General features: G+C 54.6%; 17 protein-coding genes. 12 read left to right on the top strand and 5 right to left on the bottom strand.

Translation table 11 applies throughout. The features are described from left to right. Positions 1-30 precede the first annotated feature (30 nt). Positions 31-2,691, top strand: coding sequence for a bifunctional lysylphosphatidylglycerol flippase/synthetase MprF (gene mprF / locus ACTJKB_RS12255; protein WP_440834273.1), 2,661 nt, complete (start codon positions 31-33; stop codon positions 2,689-2,691). A gap of 193 nt (positions 2,692-2,884) precedes the next feature. Next, positions 2,885-3,748 carry a nitroreductase family protein gene (locus tag ACTJKB_RS12250; RefSeq protein WP_440834271.1) on the top strand — a complete coding sequence of 288 codons (864 nt, stop codon included), beginning with the start codon at positions 2,885-2,887 and terminating at the stop codon, positions 3,746-3,748. On the opposite strand, the gene ACTJKB_RS12245 is transcribed toward ACTJKB_RS12250, so the two are convergent. Together ACTJKB_RS12245 and ACTJKB_RS12240 are read right to left on the bottom strand one after the other, a co-directional pair. Next, positions 3,741-5,435 carry an ATP-binding cassette domain-containing protein gene (locus ACTJKB_RS12245; RefSeq protein WP_440834269.1) on the bottom strand — a complete coding sequence of 565 codons (1,695 nt, stop codon included), beginning with the start codon at positions 5,433-5,435 and terminating at the stop codon, positions 3,741-3,743. The two genes, ACTJKB_RS12250 and ACTJKB_RS12245, sit on opposite strands and share 8 nt — an antisense overlap. Beyond that, positions 5,432-6,244: an energy-coupling factor ABC transporter ATP-binding protein gene (locus ACTJKB_RS12240; protein ID WP_440834267.1), complete on the bottom strand. Its 813-nt coding sequence runs from the start codon at positions 6,242-6,244 to the stop codon at positions 5,432-5,434. Before ACTJKB_RS12240 ends, ACTJKB_RS12245 begins: the two co-directional genes overlap by 4 nt. A gap of 107 nt (positions 6,245-6,351) precedes the next feature. Between ACTJKB_RS12240 and ACTJKB_RS12235 the strand changes: the two genes are divergently transcribed. From ACTJKB_RS12235 to ACTJKB_RS12225, 3 genes are all read left to right on the top strand, one after another. Continuing rightward, entirely contained in the window at positions 6,352-6,978 is a 627-nt protein-coding gene (locus ACTJKB_RS12235; RefSeq protein ID WP_440834265.1) for a biotin transporter BioY, read from the top strand. A 445-nt stretch (positions 6,979-7,423) separates the two neighbouring features. Then, complete coding sequence (locus ACTJKB_RS12230) at positions 7,424-7,741, top strand: transposase (RefSeq protein ID WP_440834264.1); 318 nt, start codon at positions 7,424-7,426, stop codon at positions 7,739-7,741. Next, on the top strand, positions 7,738-8,613 hold the full coding sequence (locus tag ACTJKB_RS12225; RefSeq protein WP_440834749.1) for an IS3 family transposase: 876 nt from the start codon (positions 7,738-7,740) through the stop codon (positions 8,611-8,613). Before ACTJKB_RS12230 ends, ACTJKB_RS12225 begins: the two co-directional genes overlap by 4 nt. Before the next feature lie 295 nt (positions 8,614-8,908). Here the strand turns inward: ACTJKB_RS12225 and ACTJKB_RS12220 are convergent, their stop codons facing one another. Both ACTJKB_RS12220 and ACTJKB_RS12215 read right to left on the bottom strand, forming a co-directional pair. Further along, on the bottom strand, positions 8,909-10,573 hold the full coding sequence (locus ACTJKB_RS12220; protein WP_440834263.1) for an alpha-amylase: 1,665 nt from the start codon (positions 10,571-10,573) through the stop codon (positions 8,909-8,911). A 114-nt stretch (positions 10,574-10,687) separates the two neighbouring features. Continuing rightward, positions 10,688-11,530, bottom strand: a complete 843-nt coding sequence (locus ACTJKB_RS12215) for a DUF72 domain-containing protein (RefSeq protein ID WP_440834262.1) — start codon at positions 11,528-11,530, stop codon at positions 10,688-10,690. A 277-nt stretch (positions 11,531-11,807) separates the two neighbouring features. Between ACTJKB_RS12215 and ACTJKB_RS12210 the strand changes: the two genes are divergently transcribed. Then, on the top strand, positions 11,808-12,662 hold the full coding sequence (locus ACTJKB_RS12210) for an MBL fold metallo-hydrolase (RefSeq protein WP_440834260.1): 855 nt from the start codon (positions 11,808-11,810) through the stop codon (positions 12,660-12,662). 488 nt (positions 12,663-13,150) lie between these two features. Next, positions 13,151-13,453: a hypothetical protein gene (locus ACTJKB_RS12205; RefSeq protein ID WP_440834259.1), complete on the top strand. Its 303-nt coding sequence runs from the start codon at positions 13,151-13,153 to the stop codon at positions 13,451-13,453. Here ACTJKB_RS12205 and ACTJKB_RS12200 read toward each other — a convergent pair. Next, entirely contained in the window at positions 13,440-15,032 is a 1,593-nt protein-coding gene (locus ACTJKB_RS12200) for a histidine kinase N-terminal 7TM domain-containing diguanylate cyclase (protein WP_440834258.1), read from the bottom strand. The genes ACTJKB_RS12205 and ACTJKB_RS12200 overlap by 14 nt on opposite strands. A gap of 378 nt (positions 15,033-15,410) precedes the next feature. Between ACTJKB_RS12200 and ACTJKB_RS12195 the strand changes: the two genes are divergently transcribed. The 5 genes from ACTJKB_RS12195 (at position 15,411) to ACTJKB_RS12175 (ending at position 20,718) form a co-directional block, all read left to right on the top strand. Further along, positions 15,411-16,193 carry an ABC transporter ATP-binding protein gene (locus tag ACTJKB_RS12195; protein WP_074087412.1) on the top strand — a complete coding sequence of 261 codons (783 nt, stop codon included), beginning with the start codon at positions 15,411-15,413 and terminating at the stop codon, positions 16,191-16,193. A gap of 2 nt (positions 16,194-16,195) precedes the next feature. Beyond that, on the top strand, positions 16,196-17,008 hold the full coding sequence (locus ACTJKB_RS12190; protein WP_440834256.1) for an ABC transporter permease: 813 nt from the start codon (positions 16,196-16,198) through the stop codon (positions 17,006-17,008). Next, positions 16,933-17,910: an ABC transporter permease gene (locus ACTJKB_RS12185; protein ID WP_440834255.1), complete on the top strand. Its 978-nt coding sequence runs from the start codon at positions 16,933-16,935 to the stop codon at positions 17,908-17,910. Before ACTJKB_RS12190 ends, ACTJKB_RS12185 begins: the two co-directional genes overlap by 76 nt. 144 nt (positions 17,911-18,054) lie before the next feature. Next, positions 18,055-19,161: an ABC transporter substrate-binding protein gene (locus ACTJKB_RS12180; protein WP_440834254.1), complete on the top strand. Its 1,107-nt coding sequence runs from the start codon at positions 18,055-18,057 to the stop codon at positions 19,159-19,161. Between the two features lie 93 nt (positions 19,162-19,254). Then, positions 19,255-20,718: a CoA-acylating methylmalonate-semialdehyde dehydrogenase gene (locus ACTJKB_RS12175; protein ID WP_440834253.1), complete on the top strand. Its 1,464-nt coding sequence runs from the start codon at positions 19,255-19,257 to the stop codon at positions 20,716-20,718. Position 20,719 lies beyond the last annotated feature (1 nt).

Genomic DNA, 20,719 nt, shown 5'->3' with positions numbered 1-20,719 from the left:
CATCATCCGGCAGTAAAGGCAGGAGAAGACATGCACTCCAAGATCCAAACACTCGAACGTTTCAAAATCGTAAGGCTGATTGTCTCGGTCTACCGGCTCAGGGCGGTAAGAGCGCTTATACCGATTGCAATCATAGCTCTTGTATATCTGGAGGGCCAGCATGAGCTGAAGCAGGTGCATCTGGGGCTGATCCTCCATGAACTAAAACGTGTGCCCGCGGAGGCCATTGCCCAGATGATGGGCGTCGCGCTGCTCGCTGTTGCGGTCATGAGCGGCTATGATTATTTGATCCGGCGTCATTTCCGGCTGAATATCGGGCGCTGGAGCACTTTCCGCTACTCGTGGATTGCGAATACCTTCAACAATCTGATCGGGTTTGCGGGTTTGGCTGGGGTCGGTTTACGGACGCTTCTCTACAAAAAAAGCGGTGTGCCTGCCGCCGTCCTTACGCCCGCCATCGTGTTTCTCTCACCGCTGATGATCACCGGGCTGTCGCTGCTCTCCTGGGGCAATATCTTTGGGTTGCTTCCGGCGGCCGCGCTGCTGCACAGGCATCACTGGCTGGTGTTCGCGGTCTGGGGCATGGCGCTGTATTTGCCGTTTTTCGTTATCGTTCAGCGGTCGTTGTTGTTCGCCAGATGGATTAACCGGGACCAGGGCCGAACGCCCTGGCTAACCGTGGGGGCTTCCGTCGGCGCTTCCTTTCTGGAGTGGCTGTTCGCGGGAATCACGTTCTGGACGATCGGAAGCCACCTGCTCGGCGGGGTAGATTTCGTGACCGTCTTTAGTATTTATGTAATTGCCGCGATTGCCGGCATTCTCAGCATGGCTCCCGGAGGTATCGGCGCTTTCGATCTGATTGCCTTGCTCGGGCTTACGCAGCTGGGATACCGAACGGATCAGGCGATGGCCGTATTGGTCATTTACAGACTGTTTTATTATCTGATTCCCTGGCTGATTGGCCTGGGACTGGCCGCACTGGAAATCGGGCTTCAGAGTAAAAAGGACCCCGACCGCAATACAGCGGGTATCGAGCCTTCGCTTAACCGCTGGCAGAAAATCTGGGGCTGGCCCGGCCAATATACGTTCCTGAGCGATCTTGGCGTCTGGGCACTAGGCAAGCTGGTGCTTGTCAGCGGACTTGTTCTGCTGCTGTCAGCAGCCACACCCGAGCTCCTGTACCGGCTGAGGCTTACGGAGGATCTGCTCTCGCTGCCGGTGATGCGGATATCGCATCATCTCTCCGTGCTGATCGGATTCATGCTCATTCTACTGTCGCGCGGAATTTCGCTGCGGATCCGCAGAGCCTATGTCTGGACCAGTGTGCTGCTGTTCGTGGGAGCTGTATTTACTTTTACGAAGGGCTTTGATTATGAGGAGGCTCTGTTCCTGCTGCTGGTAGCGCTCATCCTGTGGATCTCGCGGGCTCGCTTCTACCGGGTCAGTGTGCCGGTAAGCCGGCAGAATACCGTGTGGTGGCTGGTGCTGACCACTTTCATAGCACTGCTCTACTACTGGCTGGGCAGCTATGCGCATCGGGGCTTCCTGAAGCATCTTCCCCAGGGCGTCGATCCCGAGTGGCTGCAGCGTCACAGCAACGTGGCGGTTACCGCAGCAGGCGGGCTGGTGCTCTCCTGGATTCTGCTTACGATGCTGTTTACCCTTCGGCCTAACCATAAAGTGGATGAGCTGTTCGCGGATAAGGACATGGACAGATTAAGCCGATTTCTAGAGGGCAACCCCGGGAATCCCTTAACCCATATGCTGTTCCTGGGTGATAAGAGCTTTTACTGGGCTCAGGGCGGCAAAGTGCTGTTTGCTTTTTCCCGGGCGCGGGACAAACTGGTCGTACTGGGTGATCCACTGGGCCCGCTGGACCTGATCAATGACGGAATTAGTGAATTTCGGCAGGCTGCGGATTTATACGGGCTTGCTGTGGTGTTCTATCAGGCCACTCCGGCTTTTTTGCCGGTCTATCATGAGCAGGGCTACCGTTTTTTCAAGCTGGGGGAAGAGGCAACGGTGCCGCTGGCCAACTTCACACTCCGTGGCAAAAAGAATTCCGACCTGCGGAGTGTAAGAAGCCGCTTTGAGCGGGAGGGATATGTATTCGAGGTGGCGGATTCGCCTCATTCCGAAGCGTTGCTGGACGAGCTGCGCCGGATCTCTGAGGAATGGCTGAACGGCCGAAAGGAAAAAGGCTACTCTCTCGGCTGGTTCAAGCCATCGTACCTCCAGCTGGCGCCCATTGCGCTGCTGAGGACCGAGGAGGGCGCTGTGCTGGCTTTTGCCTCCATCGCACCGGGATATGACGGGGGGACGACCGTTTCAATCGATCTCATGCGTCACCTGAAAAAAACGCCAAATGGCACAATGGACTATTTGTTCGTCCGTCTGCTGGAGTGGGCCAAAGAACAGGGCAGCAGCAGATTCAATCTGGGCAATGCTCCGCTGTCCAGTGTCGGGCACAATTCAGGAGCGCTGAGGGAAGAAAAACTGGCTCATCTGATTTATATACGGGGTGGCCACTGGTACGGTTTTTCCGGGCTGCGCCGCTACAAGGAGAAGTTCAATCCGGAGTGGGAACCCAGATATCTGGCCTATCCGGCCGCGCTTACGCTGTCAATCCTGACACTTGATCTGGTAAGGCTTGTCTCCCGTTACACGGAAGAGGGCAAGGACCGGAAATAAACCTCACCAGATGTGCTATAGGTCCTGGACGATTAGGCGGAAATCGGCAATACTGATTCTGCCGGATTCATGAGCACGAGCAAGCAACATAGATATACATCACTAGAGATGGCTCCTGCGCGATGCAGGCGCCATCTTTTTTTTAAGAAACAAAAGATTCAGGTCTGTTTGATATGAAAAGGAGGACACAGTTATGGGAACCGCCATCATGGAGATTATGGAGAAACGCAAATCGGTCCGCACTTATGAGCAGACACCGATCCGGGAAGAGGCCCGCGCAGCGGTGATGGAATATTTGGCACAGGAGGAGAATCTGCGCGGACCTTTGGGCGGAAAGGCTTCTGTGGAATGGATCACAGTCAAAGGAGGCGTGGCGGAGGCAACAGGCGTTAAGCTTGGCGCTTACGGGGTCATTAAGAACCCGCAGGCGTATCTGGTGGGTGTGGTGCAGAACGGGGAGACGGCGCTGCTGGAGTTCGGCTATATCTTTCACAAGCTGATTCTTCATGCCACCGGCCTGGGCCTTGGAACCTGCTGGATGGGGGGCACCTTTAACCGTAAGTCCTTTTCCCGCGAAATTGAGCTTGCGCCGGGAGAACTTATCCCGTGTATCTCCCCGGTGGGCTATGCAAGCGAGAAGCAGCGTCTGCTGGACTCGACGATGCGATATATCGCCAAATCGAATCAAAGGAAGCCCTGGAACGAGCTGTTCCAGGATGGCGGATTCGGCCACGTCCTGACCCGCGAGGCTGCAGGCAGCCTGGCCGCACCGCTGGAGATGGTCCGGCTGGGTCCGTCGGCTTCCAACAAGCAGCCATGGAGAGTGGTGCTGTCCGAAGACAGGAAACAGGTGCATTTCTATTACCTGCCTACGCCGAATTACAGCGGCAACAAGCTGGGGTTTGAGATGCAACGGATCGATATCGGGATTGCGGCATGCAGCTTCGAGCTCGCGTGCCGGGAGCTGGGCATCTCAGGCGTCTGGACCCGGCAAGACCCTCTGCTACATAATCCGGACCCACATATGGAATACATGCTGAGTTATATTCTTAGGTGAACCGCGAAACCGTCCACAACAAGGCGGCTGCCAGCAGGATACAGAGCATGACGAGTGTATCACGGTTCTGCCAGGACAGCCGGTAGGCAGGCGTCCGCTCTTTAGTAGGGTCATAGCCCCGGGATTCAACTGCAGTAGCCAGCTCATCGCCCATCCCGATGACCAGAATGAGCAAGGGTACAATTAGCAGGGCAACCTGCCTTGGTGTGTAGCGGGCCAGTCCGCGGGCTTTTCTGCCCCGCGAGTTCAGCGCCAGCTGCAGCTGGGCCAGTTTATCGAGAATCCAGGGCACAAACTGGAGCGTGACGGACACCGCCAGCGACCAGTTGCGGGTACGGATGCCCAACTTTTTGAGCGGGGCAATTCCCCATTCCAGCGCTTCCCGCAAGGGGGCGCCGGTGGTAGTCTCCGTGAACAGGAAACCGAGTGCAACCAGCAGCAGAAAGCGGAGCACGTTCAGTCCGCCACGTTCCATACCGGCAAGGCTTAAGCCAACAGGCCCAAGCTTATAATCCGGAGAACTCCAGGTGAGCGCGGACAGCAGCCAGAGGAACAGGAACATCAGCAGGAACGGACGGAAGAAGCGGATCGTCCTCTGCCAGGGAATGCGGGCAGAGAGCATGAGTCCAGTGATCAGCCCTGAGGCCAGCAGCAGCGGCACCAGGGCTTGCATTCCCAGAACGGCCAGTGTGCCCAGCACCATCCCCAGCCATTTGACGCGGGGGTCCAGCCTCTGCCACGGTTTCCGTGCAGAGGCTGTTTGTATATCCGTGGCAGCGGAAGATCGGCCCGCCGTATTCCCTTTGGCGGGCAGCAATTCCTCTCCGCTGCTCCGGCTCCGGCGGGGGCTCTGCTGCGAAGCCGGAGCAGCTTCCTCCGGCGGTGCGGGAAGCGGCAGCTCTGCAAGCGCTGCGAGCAGGCTGTCGAGGCTGTCTGGCAGCTCAGCCAGCAGGCCGCGCTGCCGGAGCCTGTGCCCGAGCCGCGAATAGGCGGGAGGCTCCAGCCCTGCGCCGGTCAGCACGAGCGGATCGGCAGACAGGGTAGAAGCCGGGCCGCTATAATGGACGGCGCCCTTGGACATTACAATCGCCTCATCTGCGATGGGCAGGAAGCTGTCAAGGTCATGAGTGCCAATGACCAGGGTTAAGCCGCTGCGGCGAAGCCCGCGCAGCAGCTCCAGCAGGGACCCGGCCGCCTGCGGGTCCAGCCCGGCTGTGGGCTCGTCAAGGACGAGCAGCCCGGGGAGGGAAGCGATAGCGGCGGCGATGCAGAGCCGCCGCTTCTCGCCGCCGCTCAGCAGGAAGGGCGAGCGCCCGCCGAATTGATCGTAGGGCAGCCCGACTTTGGCAAGCGCACTGCGGATCAGCTCCAGCCGCTGCGGTCCCGGCACTCCGCGCTCAGCTAGGCCGTATTCCAGCTCCTGGTGCACGCTGCCTGCGAACAGCTGCGTCTCCGGCTGCTGGAATACCATGGAGACGTTCCCGGCAGCAGCCTGGCTGCCGTCCAGGAGAACCGTGCCGGCAGCCGGCTCTGCAAGGCCCGACAAGAGGCGCAGCAGCGTAGACTTCCCGCTACCCGTGACCCCGCACAGAACAGTCAGCGTGCCTTCGGGGATGTCCAGATTAATATCCGTAAGGACAGGGAGTCTGTCGTAGCCGAAGGAGACGTGGTTCGCCTGAATCCTCACAGAACCGCCTCCAAATCCCGCTCGGTCAAGGGCAGGCTGTGCAGGGGCCAGCCCTTGGATTGTAGCAGCTGTCCGATGCGGACGGCCGGCGCGGAGGGCCAGCCGAGAGTATCCGGCAGCCCGCTTGAATAGAAAAGCGTCCGCGTGTCTCCGTCATACAGCATTTTGCCTTGGTTCATGACGGCTACACGTGAACTTTCGGCCAGCTCCTCCATCCGCTGGGTCACCCAGAGTACTGTCGTCCCCTGTTCCCACAGCTGGCGGGCCAGCTCCAGGATGTCCCGCCGTCCGGCTGGATCGAGCATGGAGGTTACCTCATCAAAAATGATCATGTCCGTCTCCAGTGCGAGGCAGCAGGCGACCGCCAGGCGTTGCCGTTCACCACCCGAGAGGGTGGAGACATCGGCCTCTGCTTTATGAGCCAGCCCGACCTGGTGCAGAACCTTCTCAATCTGTGCGAGCATCACCTCGCGGCGTAAGCCGCGGTTTTCCAGTCCAAAAGCAATGTCCTCAAACGGTGTGGAGCCGATCGTCTGTGCTTCGGGATTCTGAAATACCAGCTGGATATGCTGCTTGACAGCAGTGCGGTTGCCTGGTAAACGCAGATCCAGACCGGCGGCAGACAGACTGCCCCCGGTTGGAATATTCAGACCGTTGAATGTGCGGATGAGCGAGCTTTTGCCACAGCCGTTGGCTCCGGTTAGGGCCACCCATTCGCCCCGCTTGATATGTATGGAAATCCCCTGCAATACCGGCAACATGCGCTGGCCGTCCCGGTAAGACAAGGTCAATTGCTCAGCTCTGATCATTGTCGTGCCTGCTTCCTTAACTGCTGTAATCGATAATTGCTACCCATTATAGCAAATATTTTAAGATTGATGTATCGGGTAGGGGATGATATAGTGATCCTAAAAAAATGGGGGTAATCCAGCTCATGAAAAAATGGACGACTCGCGGCCTGATCTTCAGTGCCCTATTCGCCGGAGTTATGATCGCACTTAGCTATTTTAGAATATCACTGCCCTTCTCAGCCGTACCTATCACCATGCAGACGCTGGCAGTCATGCTGGCCGGCTCCATTTTAGGCGCACGCTATGGCACTTTGTCCGTGCTGATTGTAATTGGGCTGGCGGCTGCCGGATTTCCCGTAATGGGCGGAAGCGGGGGTTTGGCGGTCCTGGTTGGACCAACGGCAGGCTATATCTTCTCCTGGCCGGTGGTGGCCTTCCTGATCGGCCTGTCTGCGCAGCGTATCGGGCAGACTAAATATACTTTCGTGAAGCTGCTGGCGGTGAATTTCTTGTTCGGGGCACTTCTTGTGTACCCTGGCGGCGTATGGTGGCTGGCCCACTCTACAGGCATGACTTCTCTCTCCAAGGCATTAACGGCAGGCATGTGGCCGTTCCTCCCCGGTGACCTTATCAAAGCAGTCTTAAGCGCTGCCGTTGTAACCGCCGTATGGAGAGTCTATCCGATTGAGCGTATCCTGAATACGGAACCGGACACTTGGACCGAAGGTGGAAAATCAGCGGTCAACCGTTAATGGATTTTTCCTGACAACATAAGAGATCACACAAATAGGTGACTCCGGCCATGGCTGGGGTCACCTATTTGCTTGAAGCCTCAGTTACGATTGCCGACTTCCGCTCCGCGGGATTGTTGGAAGGGGTTGGACTTGCTGGACTGTTGGACTAGCTGAACTTGCCTGGTGAAATCTTATCAGTCGACTCAAAAAAAATTTTGTGTATCAGCATGTGATAAACCCGATTGGACTTAGCGTATTTTTGCAGAAACGCTCGCGTTATTCAAATGGCGGACTGTTCAACGAACGGTGTGCATAGGTGAAAATGTATGCTAAGTGGAATTAGTAAAACTAAATTTGTCGAAATCTATCCGCAGTAGTGACTAGTGGGATTTTTGCAATTAGAATAAAAAGTGGACACCCGTTAAGAGAGCATGAATAATGAACTTAACGAGGAGGTGTTCACATGGGTGAACAACGGCAGCGGTACAATGAAAAATTTAAAAGAGAAACCGTCAAGTATATCCAGGATCAGACGAAGACGGTGGTGGAGATTGGGGAGGAGCTGGGCATCTCCCCTGGTGTGCTGCACAACTGGCTGGCGAAATATCGGGAGTTTAGCAATGAACCTGTAAACAGTGCGGAAAAGGTTCGCAAGCTCGAGCAACGACTGCTGGAACAAGAAAAAGAATTACAGGCAAGAGCACAACGAATTGCAGACGTTGAAGAGGAGCTTGCCATCGTAAAAAAAGCCGTGCACATCTTCAGCAAACCAAAGAGCTGAGATTTCAGTTCATCGAAGATCACCGCTCCGAGTTTCGAATGGAGAGGATGTGCAGTGTTCTTAAAGTGTCCCGGAGCGGGTATTACAAATGGAAAAGCATTACCGTGAGTCCGCAGGCAGAGCGTAAGGCACTTGTACTCCAGCGAATCCACTATCATTTCAAAGATAGCCACAGACGTTATGGCAGCCCCAAAATCACCGACCTTCTGCGAAAAGAAGGGCACACCCTGAGCGAGCGGACGGTAGGAAAATACATGCGAGAGCTCGGATTACGTTCGTGTGTAGCCAAGCGGTTTCGTGTCAAGACGACGGATTCCAATCACGATCTCCCCATTGCCCCCAACCTGCTGAATCAAAAATTTGCGACAGACGAACCCAACAAAGTCTGGGTCACAGACATTACCTACATTCCCTGCCGTCAAGGTAGACTGTACCTAGCCAGTGTGCTCGACCTCTGCACGAGAGAAATCGTCGGATGGAGACTGGAGGAGCGAATGACGACCGACCTGGTACTGGGCGCACTAGACGATGCCTACAAAGCCAAGCGGCCCCCAAAGGGACTCATTCATCACTCCGATCGGGGATCCCAGTACGCCTCTGCTGACTACCGTAAACGTCTGAACAAATACCGTATGAAGGCGAGCATGAGCCGCAAGGGGAATTGCTATGACAATGCCTGCATCGAATCTTTTCATAGCATCCTAAAGAAAGAGTTTGTCTATTGCACCAAATTCAAAACAAAACAGCAAGCGCAGGATGAGATGTTCCAGTATATTGAGTTTTTTTATAACCGCAAGCGAATCCACAGTGCACTGGGTTATCTTTCTCCTGTCCAATTTGCAGCGAAGTTCAAAAAGAAAAAGACCGCATAAATCTGTTTTTTTATGTCTACTTTCTTGACGGAAGTCCATTTGTCCACCTAATTTCGATGAATGCCCTACATATGGAGCAATTTAGTAGTATTAGGTGTACTTTTTACCACTAAAGCTCGTGTGGGAATGAGACAGCGCAAATCAGGTGTACTTTTTCCATTTCAGCCCGCTCGCATTAAGGTGCATCACACCTCAGTTATTTAGCGGGTAGGGGCATATTTCCATCCAAGCTGCGCATCGCCGCTGAGGTGAGAGTGTTCCTTTGGTTCTCTGAGCAGAAATTATTTGCTTTGAATCATTTAACTTTTTCCCCGGTGACGGATTCGCCGTCAGTATCCCCACTGTCAGTATCCCCGCTGTCCGTAGTACCGCTGTCCGTAGCACCGCTGTCTGTAGTACCGCCGTCAGTATCCCCGCTGTCTGTAGCACCGCTGTCTGTAGCACCGCGGTCCGTGGTACCCTTCGCCTCCGCATTCTGCGCCTCTGCGGCAGGCTCCTCTTCTTCCGCATCCGGCAGTGCCCACACGGAGACACTTCCGCCGTTCACCGGGAATGCCACCCAGCCGTCTTCACCGATCGTTACGGACTCCCCGCGGTTATGGGTGAAATCGACCCATACTTCCCCAGCACGCTCTTCACCGAGGAACATCCGCTTCTCGCCGTTGTCTCCGTTCGAGATGACTACAGCGCAGCCCGAGCCTTCCATCTCTTCAATGCCCCGGCGCACCCAGCCGATGGTGTTCGGGTGATCGAAGTAATCATCCTGCTCACCGTAGGCTTTATGGCAGCGGGCGTACAGCAGGGGATTAATGGCTTCTTTTTTGCCTTCAATCGGAGCAGGTCCGCCGATACCGTAATAGTCACCGTAGAAGACTACCGGGTACCCGTCACGGCGCAGCAGAATGAGGGCATAGGCGCTCTGCTTGAACCAGTCCCCGACCCAGGATTCCAGTGCTTCATGCGGCTGGGAATCATGGTTGTCCACGAAGGTCACGGCATTGCCGGGATGGGTCTGCACCAGCGTGTCGTCAAAAATATGCGTCAGATCAAAGTCCCTGCCGCCAAGGGCAGCCGCATACAGCTTGTAATGCAGCGATACATCGAACAGGTCAATCTGATAGTCAACCGTATTGAGAAATTCCCGGCAGGCTTCGAGATTCGAGTTCCAGAATTCCCCGACGATGTAGAAGTCCTCGCCGCGTTTCCTGGTCATTTCTGCTGCGAATTCTTTAATGAATTCATGATTGATATGTTTGATGGCATCCAGGCGATAGCCGCTGCACTGCAGCGTATCCACCAGCCATTTGCCCCACTCCAGCATCTCGTTCTTGACTTCCTCGTGGCTGTAGTCAATGTTCGCGAACATAAGATAATCGTAATTGCCAAACTCGTCATCCACGTTCTGATTCCAGCTCTTGTTCTCGCCGTTGATCCGGAAGACTCCGCTTCGTTTCCCTTTGGCATCAAAGTCGGTGCCGTTGAAATGGTTATGATCCCATTTGAAGGAGGAGTACTCGTCACCGCGGCCAGGGAACGTGAACTTGGTCCAACCCTCGATTTCAAAAGGTTCGGAGATCTCCTTATTGCGGTCATTCCGATCTACCTCAATAACTTCGAAGACCTCGGTTTCATCTGCACCTGCTTTATGATTCATGACGAGGTCCACATACACGGCGATGCCGTTCTTGAGACACTCGGCAATAGCGTCGATCAGTTCCTGTTTGGTGCCATATTTCGTGCGGACGGTCCCTTTTTGATCGAACTCGCCCAGATCATAGAGATCATATACGCCGTAGCCCGTATCCTCAGCGGAGACGGCCTTGGTTACCGGAGGCACCCATACGGAATCAATGCCTATCGCTTTCAGCTCGGGAGCCATTTGGGCCAGCCGCTTCCAGTGCTCTCCGTCCGCCGCGACATGCCATTCGAAAAATTGCATCATAGTATGGTTTCTCTTCATTTTCTGTGGCCTCCTTCATAGAAATGAAACGGATGGATAGGTGTATTGTTTCGCTTAGTGCTTCAGCAAGGAGTGGAAGAGATTATGTAGACCTCCAGGCATCACCCGGGCAATTTAGAAAAAATTCAGCTGGCGCGGAGCCAGGCCGCCATCGATTCCGAGCAGCGACTGCAGCTCTTTTGCATTGTCAGTGGCGTCTCCACCAGAGTTATTATTAAACACAACATACAGCTCGCGGCATGTTTTTTCAAGTTCCAGCAGCCGGTCCCGCCACTCCGTCAGCTCTTCGGTGCTGTAGCGGTACAGGTAGCGCAGTTTGCGCCAATCCGGGTGGCTGCTCTGGTTCCAGCCGCTGATATTGCGTCCGTGCAGCCGGATATAAGTTGCATCAGAGGTAGTGGACACCGGCACGATGGGAATCGAACCGGACCCGGCCTGCGGCTCATCTGCCACTGTATGAATCCAGCCCTCCTTCTCCAGGAAGCTCAGTGTGTTGTCACGCATTTCAGGGCTGTACCAGGATTCGTTGCGGAATTCGATTGCGGAAGGAACATCCAGCATCCTTTCCTTGGCCTCGCGCAGAAACTCCACGTTGTCCTTGGTACAGTCGAACCAGGGCGGGAATTGAAAAAGAGCCATGGCCAGCTTTCCGGCTGTCCGTACAGGCTCTATCGAGGTGTGAAAAGCCTGATACATCTCTTCGGAGGTATCATAGTAATTCTTTTTACCGCGCAAGTGTCCGGTCATGCCCTGATATGCCTTGACGATGAACTGGAATTCATCCGGGGTCTGAGCTACCCATTTGGCGTAATTCCTGACCGGCTGCACCGCATAGAAAGAACTGTCGATCTCCACGATGGGGAAATGAGCGCTATAGACAGGCAACCGTTCAGCCGGTTTAATTTTGCCGTACAGCTCCTCATGATCTCCAAAGCCCGTTAGCCCGATTTTGATCATGGAATCTCCCCCTCTTCCGCTCGAAGCGTGCTTAAATGAATCGGTTATATAAGTTCACGTTCTACAACTCTTATTAAACTGAAAACCGCTATTCACAAACAACGGGCAGTTGATTAATATTTGGAATTCATGCAACATGGGAATATAGCTGCGGTACAAGCGGCGGAGCCGGTTATAGGGTTATGGGAGCTGTTATCACCCAATCATGCAGCAGATATACGATACAGAGTAATCTCTATTCAATGCCATAAAGGTGGACACAGAAAGGGAGCTATACATGAAGCATGAATTTCAGCAACTCAGTCCGCACATTTTGATCATGCATGCGGAGCATGAGACCGACCGGCCCATTCTGGCAGCAATTACGGGGGAAAGGCGCACCCTGCTGATGGATGCGGGGAATTCGCCAGCCCACGCGGAGCTCTTCCGCCAGGAAATGGCTAAGCGCGGTATGAGGCAGCCGGAGCTGATCGTTCTGACGCATTGGCATTGGGACCATTCCTTTGGTATGGCCACCTGGAAAGTGCCGGTTATTGCCCATGAAGGAACGGCAGAAGTGCTGGGTAATCTTGCCGGGCGCAGCTGGTCGGATGATGATCTGGAGGAACTGGTTCTAACCGGAACCGTCAGCGATGAGAGCGCGCAGCATATTCGTCTGGAATACGGGGACAATAGGAACATAACGGTTGTGAAACCGGATATCGTGTTTACGGAGAGCATTAATGTGGATTTGGGCGGAGTCACCTGTGAATTGAGCCATGTGGGCGGTGACCATTCGGCAGATTCCTGTATTCTTCACGTGAAGGAAGACAACGTCCTCTTTCTGGGGGATGTCCTGGGTCCTTCCGTATACGGTGGTCCCCGTCAATATAGCAGCACAGGCTTTCTGAATTTACTTGGACTTGCCTACGGCTATAATGCCCAGTGGGTTGTGGAATCGCACGGCATACCGATGAGCACAGAGGAATTTCGTGCCGATCTGGCACCGTGGGAACGGCTGGCCCGGATTGTGGATGTCTTCGGGCATAACCGCGAACGCGTAGTGAAGGAGCTGAAGGATTATCTGAAGCTCCAGGAGCTGCCGGCTGATCTGCTGCAGGGTGTGGAGTATTTTCTGGCCGGGAGTAAATGAATAAAGGAAGGAATAATGAATAAATGAATGAGTGAATGAGTGAATAAAGCCCATCATAATAAAATAATGCGCGTTAACGGCGGATGCCTAACGCAGAACAGCCCCGTTTCTTTGCAAGCGATAAGCCTGCTAAGAAACGGGGTCTTATTGTTGTTATAGGAAATGTAACGTCTCATGGACGGATTTGTACTTACCTAGGAAAGAAAAAGGGGTAGCGTGTGAGGAACTGCTGGATGTTGGAATTAGTTCACTTAATCAGACGAAAAAGCCATCTGCGGAGAGAATAGTAGGAAAAAGTAGACTTAATTTAAGCGAATTCACCCGAAAGGGAGGAAATCGGACGAATTAGTTCTACTTTTTCCAACATGTGCTTACTGGGAAGTGGGTGAGGACGAATTAAGTTCACTTTTTCCAATTAGCTCGGCGCCGCGTCTAATGAGGCCATTCGTGCAACTCTAAACTGGAAATTGCAACGGCTATGCTGTTAAGTGAAGTACGGTTTTAGCATCGCAACAACGGCAGAAACGCCGTTACTGAAGCGCCGCCGGCAGGTTTGCCCCGCAACAACGGCAGAAATGCCGTTACTGGAGCGCCGCCGGCAGGTTTGCCCCGCAACAACGGCAGAAATGCCGTTACTGGAGCACCGCCGGCGGGCTTGCCCCGAAACAACGGTAGAAATGCCGTTGCTGGAGCGCCGCCGGCAGGTTTGCCCCGCAACAACGGCAGAAATGCCGTTGTCGGAGCCCCCCCTCACCGCAGGCAATCACCGTGGGCTGCTTATACCGGTGTGAAATGGGTGATAGAGGAGCCGCTGGATACGTGAACCGCATTACGTCCATTTCGCTTGGAGGTATATAGGGCATGATCCGCTTCGGAGAGCAGCTCTTCGAGAGAGAGGTTCTTGCTTGAGGAATCCACCACTCCGAAGCTTGCTGTTACATGAATGGACCCGGAAATTGTATAGACGGAGCTGCGCTCAATATCCTCACGAATCGCTTCAGATAACAGAGCGGCCTGCTTCAACGGGGTTCCTGGAAGACAGAGGACAAACTCCTCGCCCCCGTAACGCCCGAAAATATCACCCTCCCGCAAATGCCGGCTGCAGACGGCTACAATATGCTGAAGTGCCATATCTCCATAATGGTGGCCGTATCGGTCGTTGATGCTTTTGAAAAAGTCGATGTCCAGCAAAATCACTGAGACCGGTGTCAGGTTGAGTGAAGCTTCCTCCAGGAGCTGCCGGCTGAGCTCCATAAAATGCATCCGGTTGTAAATACCGGTGAGACTGTCGATGGTGGCCAGCTGGAGCAGCTTCTCCTGTAGCAGTGTCCGCTCCGTGACATCAATCAGCATAATCATCCTTCCCACCAGATGTCCGTCGTGCTTCTGCACGGGAGAGGATCTGACCTGGTAATAACGGGTTTCACCGTGGATATTCCAGCCCAGCTCGCGCTCTTCACTGAGCTGCGGATCGGAGTTCATGACATAGTCAACGGCATCCTGACCCGCCGGAAGGAAGAGCTGGGCCAAAGGCTTGCCGATGGCTGAGGCATCCAGATCCTGAAGCATGTCCGTAGCAGCCCGGTTGTAATCCACCAGCATATCGGAGAGATCCGTAACCAGCACGCCGTCGCGCATGCTCTCGAAGAGATTCTCGCGCGCGATAGGAGCGGCGGTCAGCATACCTCTGGAAAGGATAGCCCATATATAGAGGGTCGAGGTTACACTCATAATCACGGGTACGGGGTCCATCCCATAAGGGGTTGCATCCATTAAATAGAGGAATGCCCCCAGAGCCGGGAGAAACTGCCCGATGAAGATGATGGACAGCTGTCTGCGGTAGACGCGCTTCATCCGGTTCCACTGCCAGAGAATCAGGCACATGCCCGCAAGCATGCAGCCAAAGGTCAGACTGCCCTGAACAATATACCAGGGTCCCATCACGATATCGATCAGCGGTGTGGGTGCGCCTTCCCGGAAATACATTGACTGATAGAACAAGTGATGATAATCGTTGGTCCATACGAGCAGGACGGAGATGAAGGGCACGGCATAGAGCGCGGTAACTAGCCCTTTTCGGATCAGCCGCTCCAGTCCAACGAAATACATAATCATAATCAGACTAGAGGGAGCAATGAAGGGCAGTCCGAGATACTCGACCTTAATCCAGAAGCTGATTTCCGGCATGGTCCGGCCCGACAGCTCCAGAGCGAAGCCGAAGGTATAGACTGCTGAAGTGAAGGAGCTGAGGATGAAGGCCCGGGTTCCTGCGAAATCGGTTCTTTTATAGTAGGCAAAAAGAGCCAGCAGCACATTCAACACACCGGAGATCGCAACAATCACAATATAATTCGAAATCATGGATCCCATCGTTCAGACCTCCATGGATGGACATAAGCGTTGAGCATAGGCAGATTGTCTCCTAATCGTCGAAAGATATAGTGAGATAGCATCAATCATAAATCGTGTAATCTTTGGTATGAAGGTTGTCCGCATGATGATATATACCTACTTTATCGGAAAAAGTCTCAATTTTTAATACTGAATAGGCTCCACCTAGACAAAGTGACGGAATTTTTCTGACGCTATTTTACTTTTTGTCTAGTGAGAGTCACCGGAGCAAAGTGTAACATGTTAGTTAATCCTACATAAATGAAGAAAAAGAATAGTAATACGTAATTATGTGTTATGTTATATGACATAAACGAGGGAATATAATCAGATTCAGGAGTAAAGGGGGAGCTGGATATGTCATTAGTCGCGGCAAGAATTCCTGAAATACAGCTGCAGAACGTAGAGATGCGCTACCAGACCGATACAGCCGATGTGCTTGCTCTGCATCAAGTGAGCCTGGATATTGCCAAGGGAGAGTTCGTCTCTCTGCTCGGCCCGTCCGGCTGCGGCAAAACTACACTGCTGAGACTGATGGCAGATCTTATAACACCAACCGGCGGGGACGTTACGGTGGCCGGCAAGAGTGCCCGCGAAGCCCGTCTGGCCCAAAAATACGGCATTGTCTTCCAGAGTCCGGTCCTGTACGACTGGCGGAAGGTGAAGCATAATATTACATTGCCTCTGGAATTGATGGGTGTGAAGAAATCCATACGTGAGGACAAAGCGCTGGAACTGCTGGATCTTGTAGGCCTGCAGGGCTTCGCAGACAAATATCCGTGGCAGCTCAGCGGAGGGATGCAGCAGCGGGTAGCCATCGCCAGAGCGCTGTCGATGGAGCCGGAGATCCTGCTGATGGATGAACCGTTTTCCGCGCTGGATGAATTCACCCGCGAGCGTCTGAATGAGGAGCTGCTGTCCGTCTGGAACAAGGTGCAGAGCACTATTGTTTTCGTAACCCACAGCATTCCCGAGTCGATTTTCCTCTCGGACCGCGTGTTCGTGTTATCTCCGCATCCGGGCAGGCTGTCCGCGATTGTGGATATTCCACTCCCTCGTCCGCGCACGGCGGAGATGAGAAACAGTCCGCAGTTTTTTGAACTGATCGCCCATATCCGCGACAGCTTCGAAGGGGTGTAGAGATGAAGGGGAACAGTACGTTTATGCGGGACCGCGTGCTGCCGCTGTTCGTCTGGATCTTCGGCTTGCTGGTGGTATGGGAGACAGTCTCCTGGTGGCTGCTGAATGTGGCGAAGACGCCGCTGGCCCAATCCAAGCTGCCTTACGTTCATGAAGTGGCGGCCACCTTGTGGAAATATAGCGGCACGCTCTTGAAGGAGGGGGGAGCCACCTTCGGCAATGCCGGAGTCGGATTTCTGATCGGTGCAGTGGCCGGAGTGGTCCTCGCGGTGCTGATGAGTCTCTCGAAGACGATTGAACAGCTTGCCTTCCCTTATGCGGTTGCCTCGCAGATGATTCCGATTCTGGGCCTGGCCCCGATCATCTACGGCATTGTGCGCGACGAGCAGGTGTCGCGGATTATCATCTCCGGCTACATCACCTTTTTTCCGGTCGCGCTGAATATGCTCCGCGGGCTGCGGAGCGTGGATCTGCCGGCGGTGGAGCTTATGCACTCCTATGCTGCGAAGCCCTGGGCGGTGTACTGGAAGCTGCGCTTTCCGGCTGCGCTGCCGGGCCTCTTCAGCGGCCTGAAGATTGCAGCTCCGCTCGCTGTAACCGGGGCAATCCTCGTGGAGCTCATGGGCGCACAGCATGGCATCGGTGTCATCATGCTGCGTAATCTCTATTACGGCCCCTCCCATACGTATATGTTCTGGTCAACAGTGCTTGTTGGAGCCTTGCTGGGGATGGCCAGCTATTGGCTGATGAGTCTGGTGGAACGCCTGGCAGCGCCATGGCAGCCGGAATTCCGTCCGAAAGGGGGCAGCCGCTGATGGAGAGCAATACTACTGTGCGGGATATACCATTCATTGCATCATCAGGCAAAGAAGCAGCAACGGCTCCAGTCACATCAACTAACAACGAAATTACAACATATCCTGATAAACGTCGAAGTCCCCGGCGGCCATCTAAATGGCTGAATCCGGGTGTGATTCTGCCCCTGCTGGCCGGTGTGCTATTTCTGATCCTTTGGGAGGTTCAGGTCTTCCACAAGCTCTTTGATCTCAAGAAATATCAGCTTCCATTGCCCTCGGCCATCGCGGAAGCAATACGGGATCATTTCAGCCTGCTGCTCTCCTATACCGGCTATACGCTGACCGAGGCAGTTTTGGGGATGCTGATCGGTTCGGCCTGCGGCTTCCTGATCGCCTTGGCCGCAACGGCCTGGCCCCGCTGGGGCGGAGGGAGCCTGACCCTGGTGGCTGCGCTGAACGCTGTGCCGATTGTGGCGCTTGCTCCGATTATGAACTTGTGGTTCGGGGACGGCATCGGGTCCCGGGCCGCAATTGTTACAGCGACAACGATGGCAGCGATGGCTATTAATGCCTACAAGGGTATGGCTGCGGTTGACCCCCTTGCTCTGGACCTGATGCATTCGTATGCAGCCGGCAGGCCGGCGGTATTCCGCTACCTGCGTATCCAGAACAGTCTGCCTTATGTGTTCACCGCGCTGAAGATCAATGCCACAGCGAGTATGATCGGAGCTATTGTCGGGGAGTTCTTCTTCTCCTCGCGGGGTCTCGGCTACCTGCTCTCCAATTCCATCAAAGTGGCCAAAATGCCGCTCGGCTGGTCCTGCATCGTGCTGGCAGCCATTGCCGGAGTCCTCTTTTACCTGATTGTGGAGCGGCTGGAGAAGGTGTTCATCAAGTGGCACTCCTCTCAGCGGTCCTGATACCCTGAATTCGTTACATCCGGTTTCTGCGAAGAGGGAGACAGAGAACCCCTCCGCAGGCCGTATGCATAGAGCATCACGCTGGTAACCATGCTGTGGCTTTTGCCGAAATGAAAACTCAAACGGGTAGGGGGAGTTATTTTGATGAACAGGAAGAAGGGCAAGTTTCGTGGCGGGGTGCTGGTAGCGGCGTTTATCATGATGATTTCTTTGCTGGCAGGGTGTGGCGGCAATAATAACAATGCGGCTCCGGCGGCTGAGGGGACGGCTGGAACAGAGGCTTCCGCATCGCCGGAAGCGGCGGCAACAACGGAACCCGCTGCAGATCCGGTCACGGTCAAGCTGCAGCTGAAATGGGTGCCTCAGGCTCAATTCGCCGGTTACTTCCTGGCCCAGGACAAGGGCTATTACGCGGAAGAAGGGCTGAAGGTTGAAATTCTGCCTGGGGGTCCGGACATTGTGCCGGAGCAGCAGGTCGCAGGGGGATCGGCGGATATCGGCGTGGACTGGGTCGCAAGTCTATTGACCAGCCAGGAGCAGGAAATGCCGCTGGTGCAGATTGCGCAAATCTTTCAGAAGAGCGGACTGGTGCTGGTATCGAAGAAGGATGCAGGCATCAGCGGACCAGCTGACCTGAAGGGCAAGAAGGTCGGCAACTGGATGGGCGGCAACGAGTTTGAGATTCTGGCACTTTTCGATAAATACAAACTGGATTCGAATAAGGACCTGAAATTTACCAAGCAGGGCTTCACGATGGACCAGTTCCTCGGCGGGGAGATCGACGCGGCTTCAGCCATGACCTATAACGAATATCAGGTCGTGCTGGAATCGGGTATCAAGGCAGAGGATCTGAATGTAATCGACATGAATGATGAAGGTGTGGCGATGCTGGAAGACAACCTCTTCGCTAACAAGGAGTGGCTCGAAGCCAACAAGGAAACGGCCGCCAAGTTTGTCCGTGCTTCCCTGAAAGGCTGGAAGGACGCGATTGCCGATCCGGAAGCGGCGGTTGACAGTGTCATGAAGCTGGCTGAGGAGGGCAGCACCACCCGGGAGCATCAGCTGACGATGATGACCGAGGTTGCCAAGCTGATTCAGCCGGAAGGCTTCGACGCTTCCAAAATGGGTTATACCGATGCGGCAGCGTTCCAGCAGACGGCAGATATCGCTCTTAAGTTCGGCGTCATCAAGACCGCATCCAAGGTGGATGAAGCCTATACGAACGAAATTGTGGAGATGGCGGCAAAATAACACGGCTCCACTCATATTCCTAATAGATGACCGCCGGATGGGGCGGTCATCTATTATAATCAGCAGCCCAGAAGATGGAAAGAGGTGCAGGTGATGTCTCTGCTTGTAAGGCAAACGGAGAAAGTGAAAAACTACGTAAATGGAGTTTGGGTGGAGTCCTCCTCCGGGCAACAGGAAGAAGTGTTCGATCCGGCGACCGGCGAGGTCATCGCTTATGTGCCGCTCTCCAGCCGGGAGGAGCTGGATGATGCGGTGAAAGCGGCAGCAGAGGCGTACTCTTCCTGGAAAAAGGTTGCTGTACCGCGCCGGGCCCGCTTTTTCTTCCAGTACCAGCAGCTGCTGGTTCAGCATTGGAATGAGCTGGCTGGACTGATCACGCTGGAGAACGGCAAAAGCCTGGAGGAAGCGCTTGGAGAAGTGCAGCGCGGCATTGAATGTGTGGAATTTGCCGCCGGCATTCCCACACTGATGATGGGCAGTCAGTTGCCGGACATTGCTACCGGTGTCGAGTCAGGCATGTACCGGTACCCGCTTGGGGTGGTTGGCGGCATTGCGCCATTCAACTTCCCGATGATGGTGCCCTGCTGGATGTTTCCGCTGGCGATCGCCTGCGGAAACACCTTTGTCCTGAAGCCCTCCGAGCGTACGCCGCTGCTGATGAACAGGCTGGCCGAGCTGTTTGCGGAAGCGGGATTTCCGCCAGGGGTGCTGAATGTGGTGCACGGGGCGCATGAGGTGGTGAACGGTCTGCTCGAGCACGAGGAAGTCAAAGCTATTTCCTTTGTAGGCTCCCAGCCGGTTGCGGAGTATGTCTATAAGCACGGAACATCGTTCGGCAAACGGGTGCAGGCCCTGGCAGGGGCTAAGAACCATTCCATAGTACTGCCCGATGCCGATCTCGATAACGCGGTCAAAAACATCATTTCCGCCGCCTTTGGCTCAGCAGGTGAGCGTTGTATGGCCTGCTCTGTGGTGGTTGTGCATGAGGGGATCGCGGATAGGCTGGTAAGCCGCCTGAGTGAAGCTGCTGATGGCCTGAAGATCGGCGACGGCAAGGACGAGGGAGTATTCCTTGGCCCGGTGATACGCCAATCGAACAAGGAGCGTACAATCGCTTATATCGAAGCAGGGATTAAGGAACAGGCGGAGCTGGTGCGGGATGGCAGACTGGACCATGCGGCAGCCGGAGCGGGTTATTTCATCGGTCCGACCATATTTGACCGTGTGCAGCCGGGCATGACGATCTGGCAGGATGAAATTTTTGCGCCGCTGCTGGCTGTAGTGCGGGTCAAAGATCTCGCCGAGGCCATTGCCGTGACCAATCAGTCCCCTTTTGCCAATGGAGCCTGCATCTATACGGACAGCGCCAAGGCGATCCGGGAATTCCGGGAAGAGATTGATGCGGGAATGCTGGGGGTTAACCTGGGCGTGCCTGCGCCGATGGCCTTTTTCCCTTTTTCGGGCTACAAGAAATCCTTTTATGGAGACCTGCATGCGAACGGCAGGGACGGCGTAGAGTTCTATACCCGCAAGAAAATGGTTACCGCACGTTATTGAC

This window comes from Paenibacillus sp. 22594 (assembly GCF_052044425.1).
Classification (GTDB): domain Bacteria; phylum Bacillota; class Bacilli; order Paenibacillales; family Paenibacillaceae; genus Paenibacillus_AQ.
This window is presented reverse-complemented; position numbering and strand designations above follow the sequence as displayed.

Bases quoted from the DNA above. Each gene is read 5' to 3' on its own strand.
- mprF (WP_440834273.1), top strand. From the start codon at position 31: ATGCACTCCAAGATCCAAACACTCGAACGTTTCAAAATCGTAAGGCTG.
- ACTJKB_RS12250 (WP_440834271.1), top strand. From the start codon at position 2,885: ATGGGAACCGCCATCATGGAGATTATGGAGAAACGCAAATCGGTCCGC.
- ACTJKB_RS12240 (WP_440834267.1), bottom strand. From the start codon at position 6,244: ATGATCAGAGCTGAGCAATTGACCTTGTCTTACCGGGACGGCCAGCGC.
- ACTJKB_RS12235 (WP_440834265.1), top strand. From the start codon at position 6,352: ATGGGGGTAATCCAGCTCATGAAAAAATGGACGACTCGCGGCCTGATC.
- ACTJKB_RS12230 (WP_440834264.1), top strand. From the start codon at position 7,424: ATGGGTGAACAACGGCAGCGGTACAATGAAAAATTTAAAAGAGAAACC.
- ACTJKB_RS12220 (WP_440834263.1), bottom strand. From the start codon at position 10,573: ATGAAGAGAAACCATACTATGATGCAATTTTTCGAATGGCATGTCGCG.
- ACTJKB_RS12215 (WP_440834262.1), bottom strand. From the start codon at position 11,530: ATGATCAAAATCGGGCTAACGGGCTTTGGAGATCATGAGGAGCTGTAC.
- ACTJKB_RS12210 (WP_440834260.1), top strand. From the start codon at position 11,808: ATGAAGCATGAATTTCAGCAACTCAGTCCGCACATTTTGATCATGCAT.
- ACTJKB_RS12200 (WP_440834258.1), bottom strand. From the start codon at position 15,032: ATGGGATCCATGATTTCGAATTATATTGTGATTGTTGCGATCTCCGGT.
- ACTJKB_RS12195 (WP_074087412.1), top strand. From the start codon at position 15,411: ATGTCATTAGTCGCGGCAAGAATTCCTGAAATACAGCTGCAGAACGTA.
- ACTJKB_RS12190 (WP_440834256.1), top strand. From the start codon at position 16,196: ATGAAGGGGAACAGTACGTTTATGCGGGACCGCGTGCTGCCGCTGTTC.
- ACTJKB_RS12180 (WP_440834254.1), top strand. From the start codon at position 18,055: ATGAACAGGAAGAAGGGCAAGTTTCGTGGCGGGGTGCTGGTAGCGGCG.
- ACTJKB_RS12175 (WP_440834253.1), top strand. From the start codon at position 19,255: ATGTCTCTGCTTGTAAGGCAAACGGAGAAAGTGAAAAACTACGTAAAT.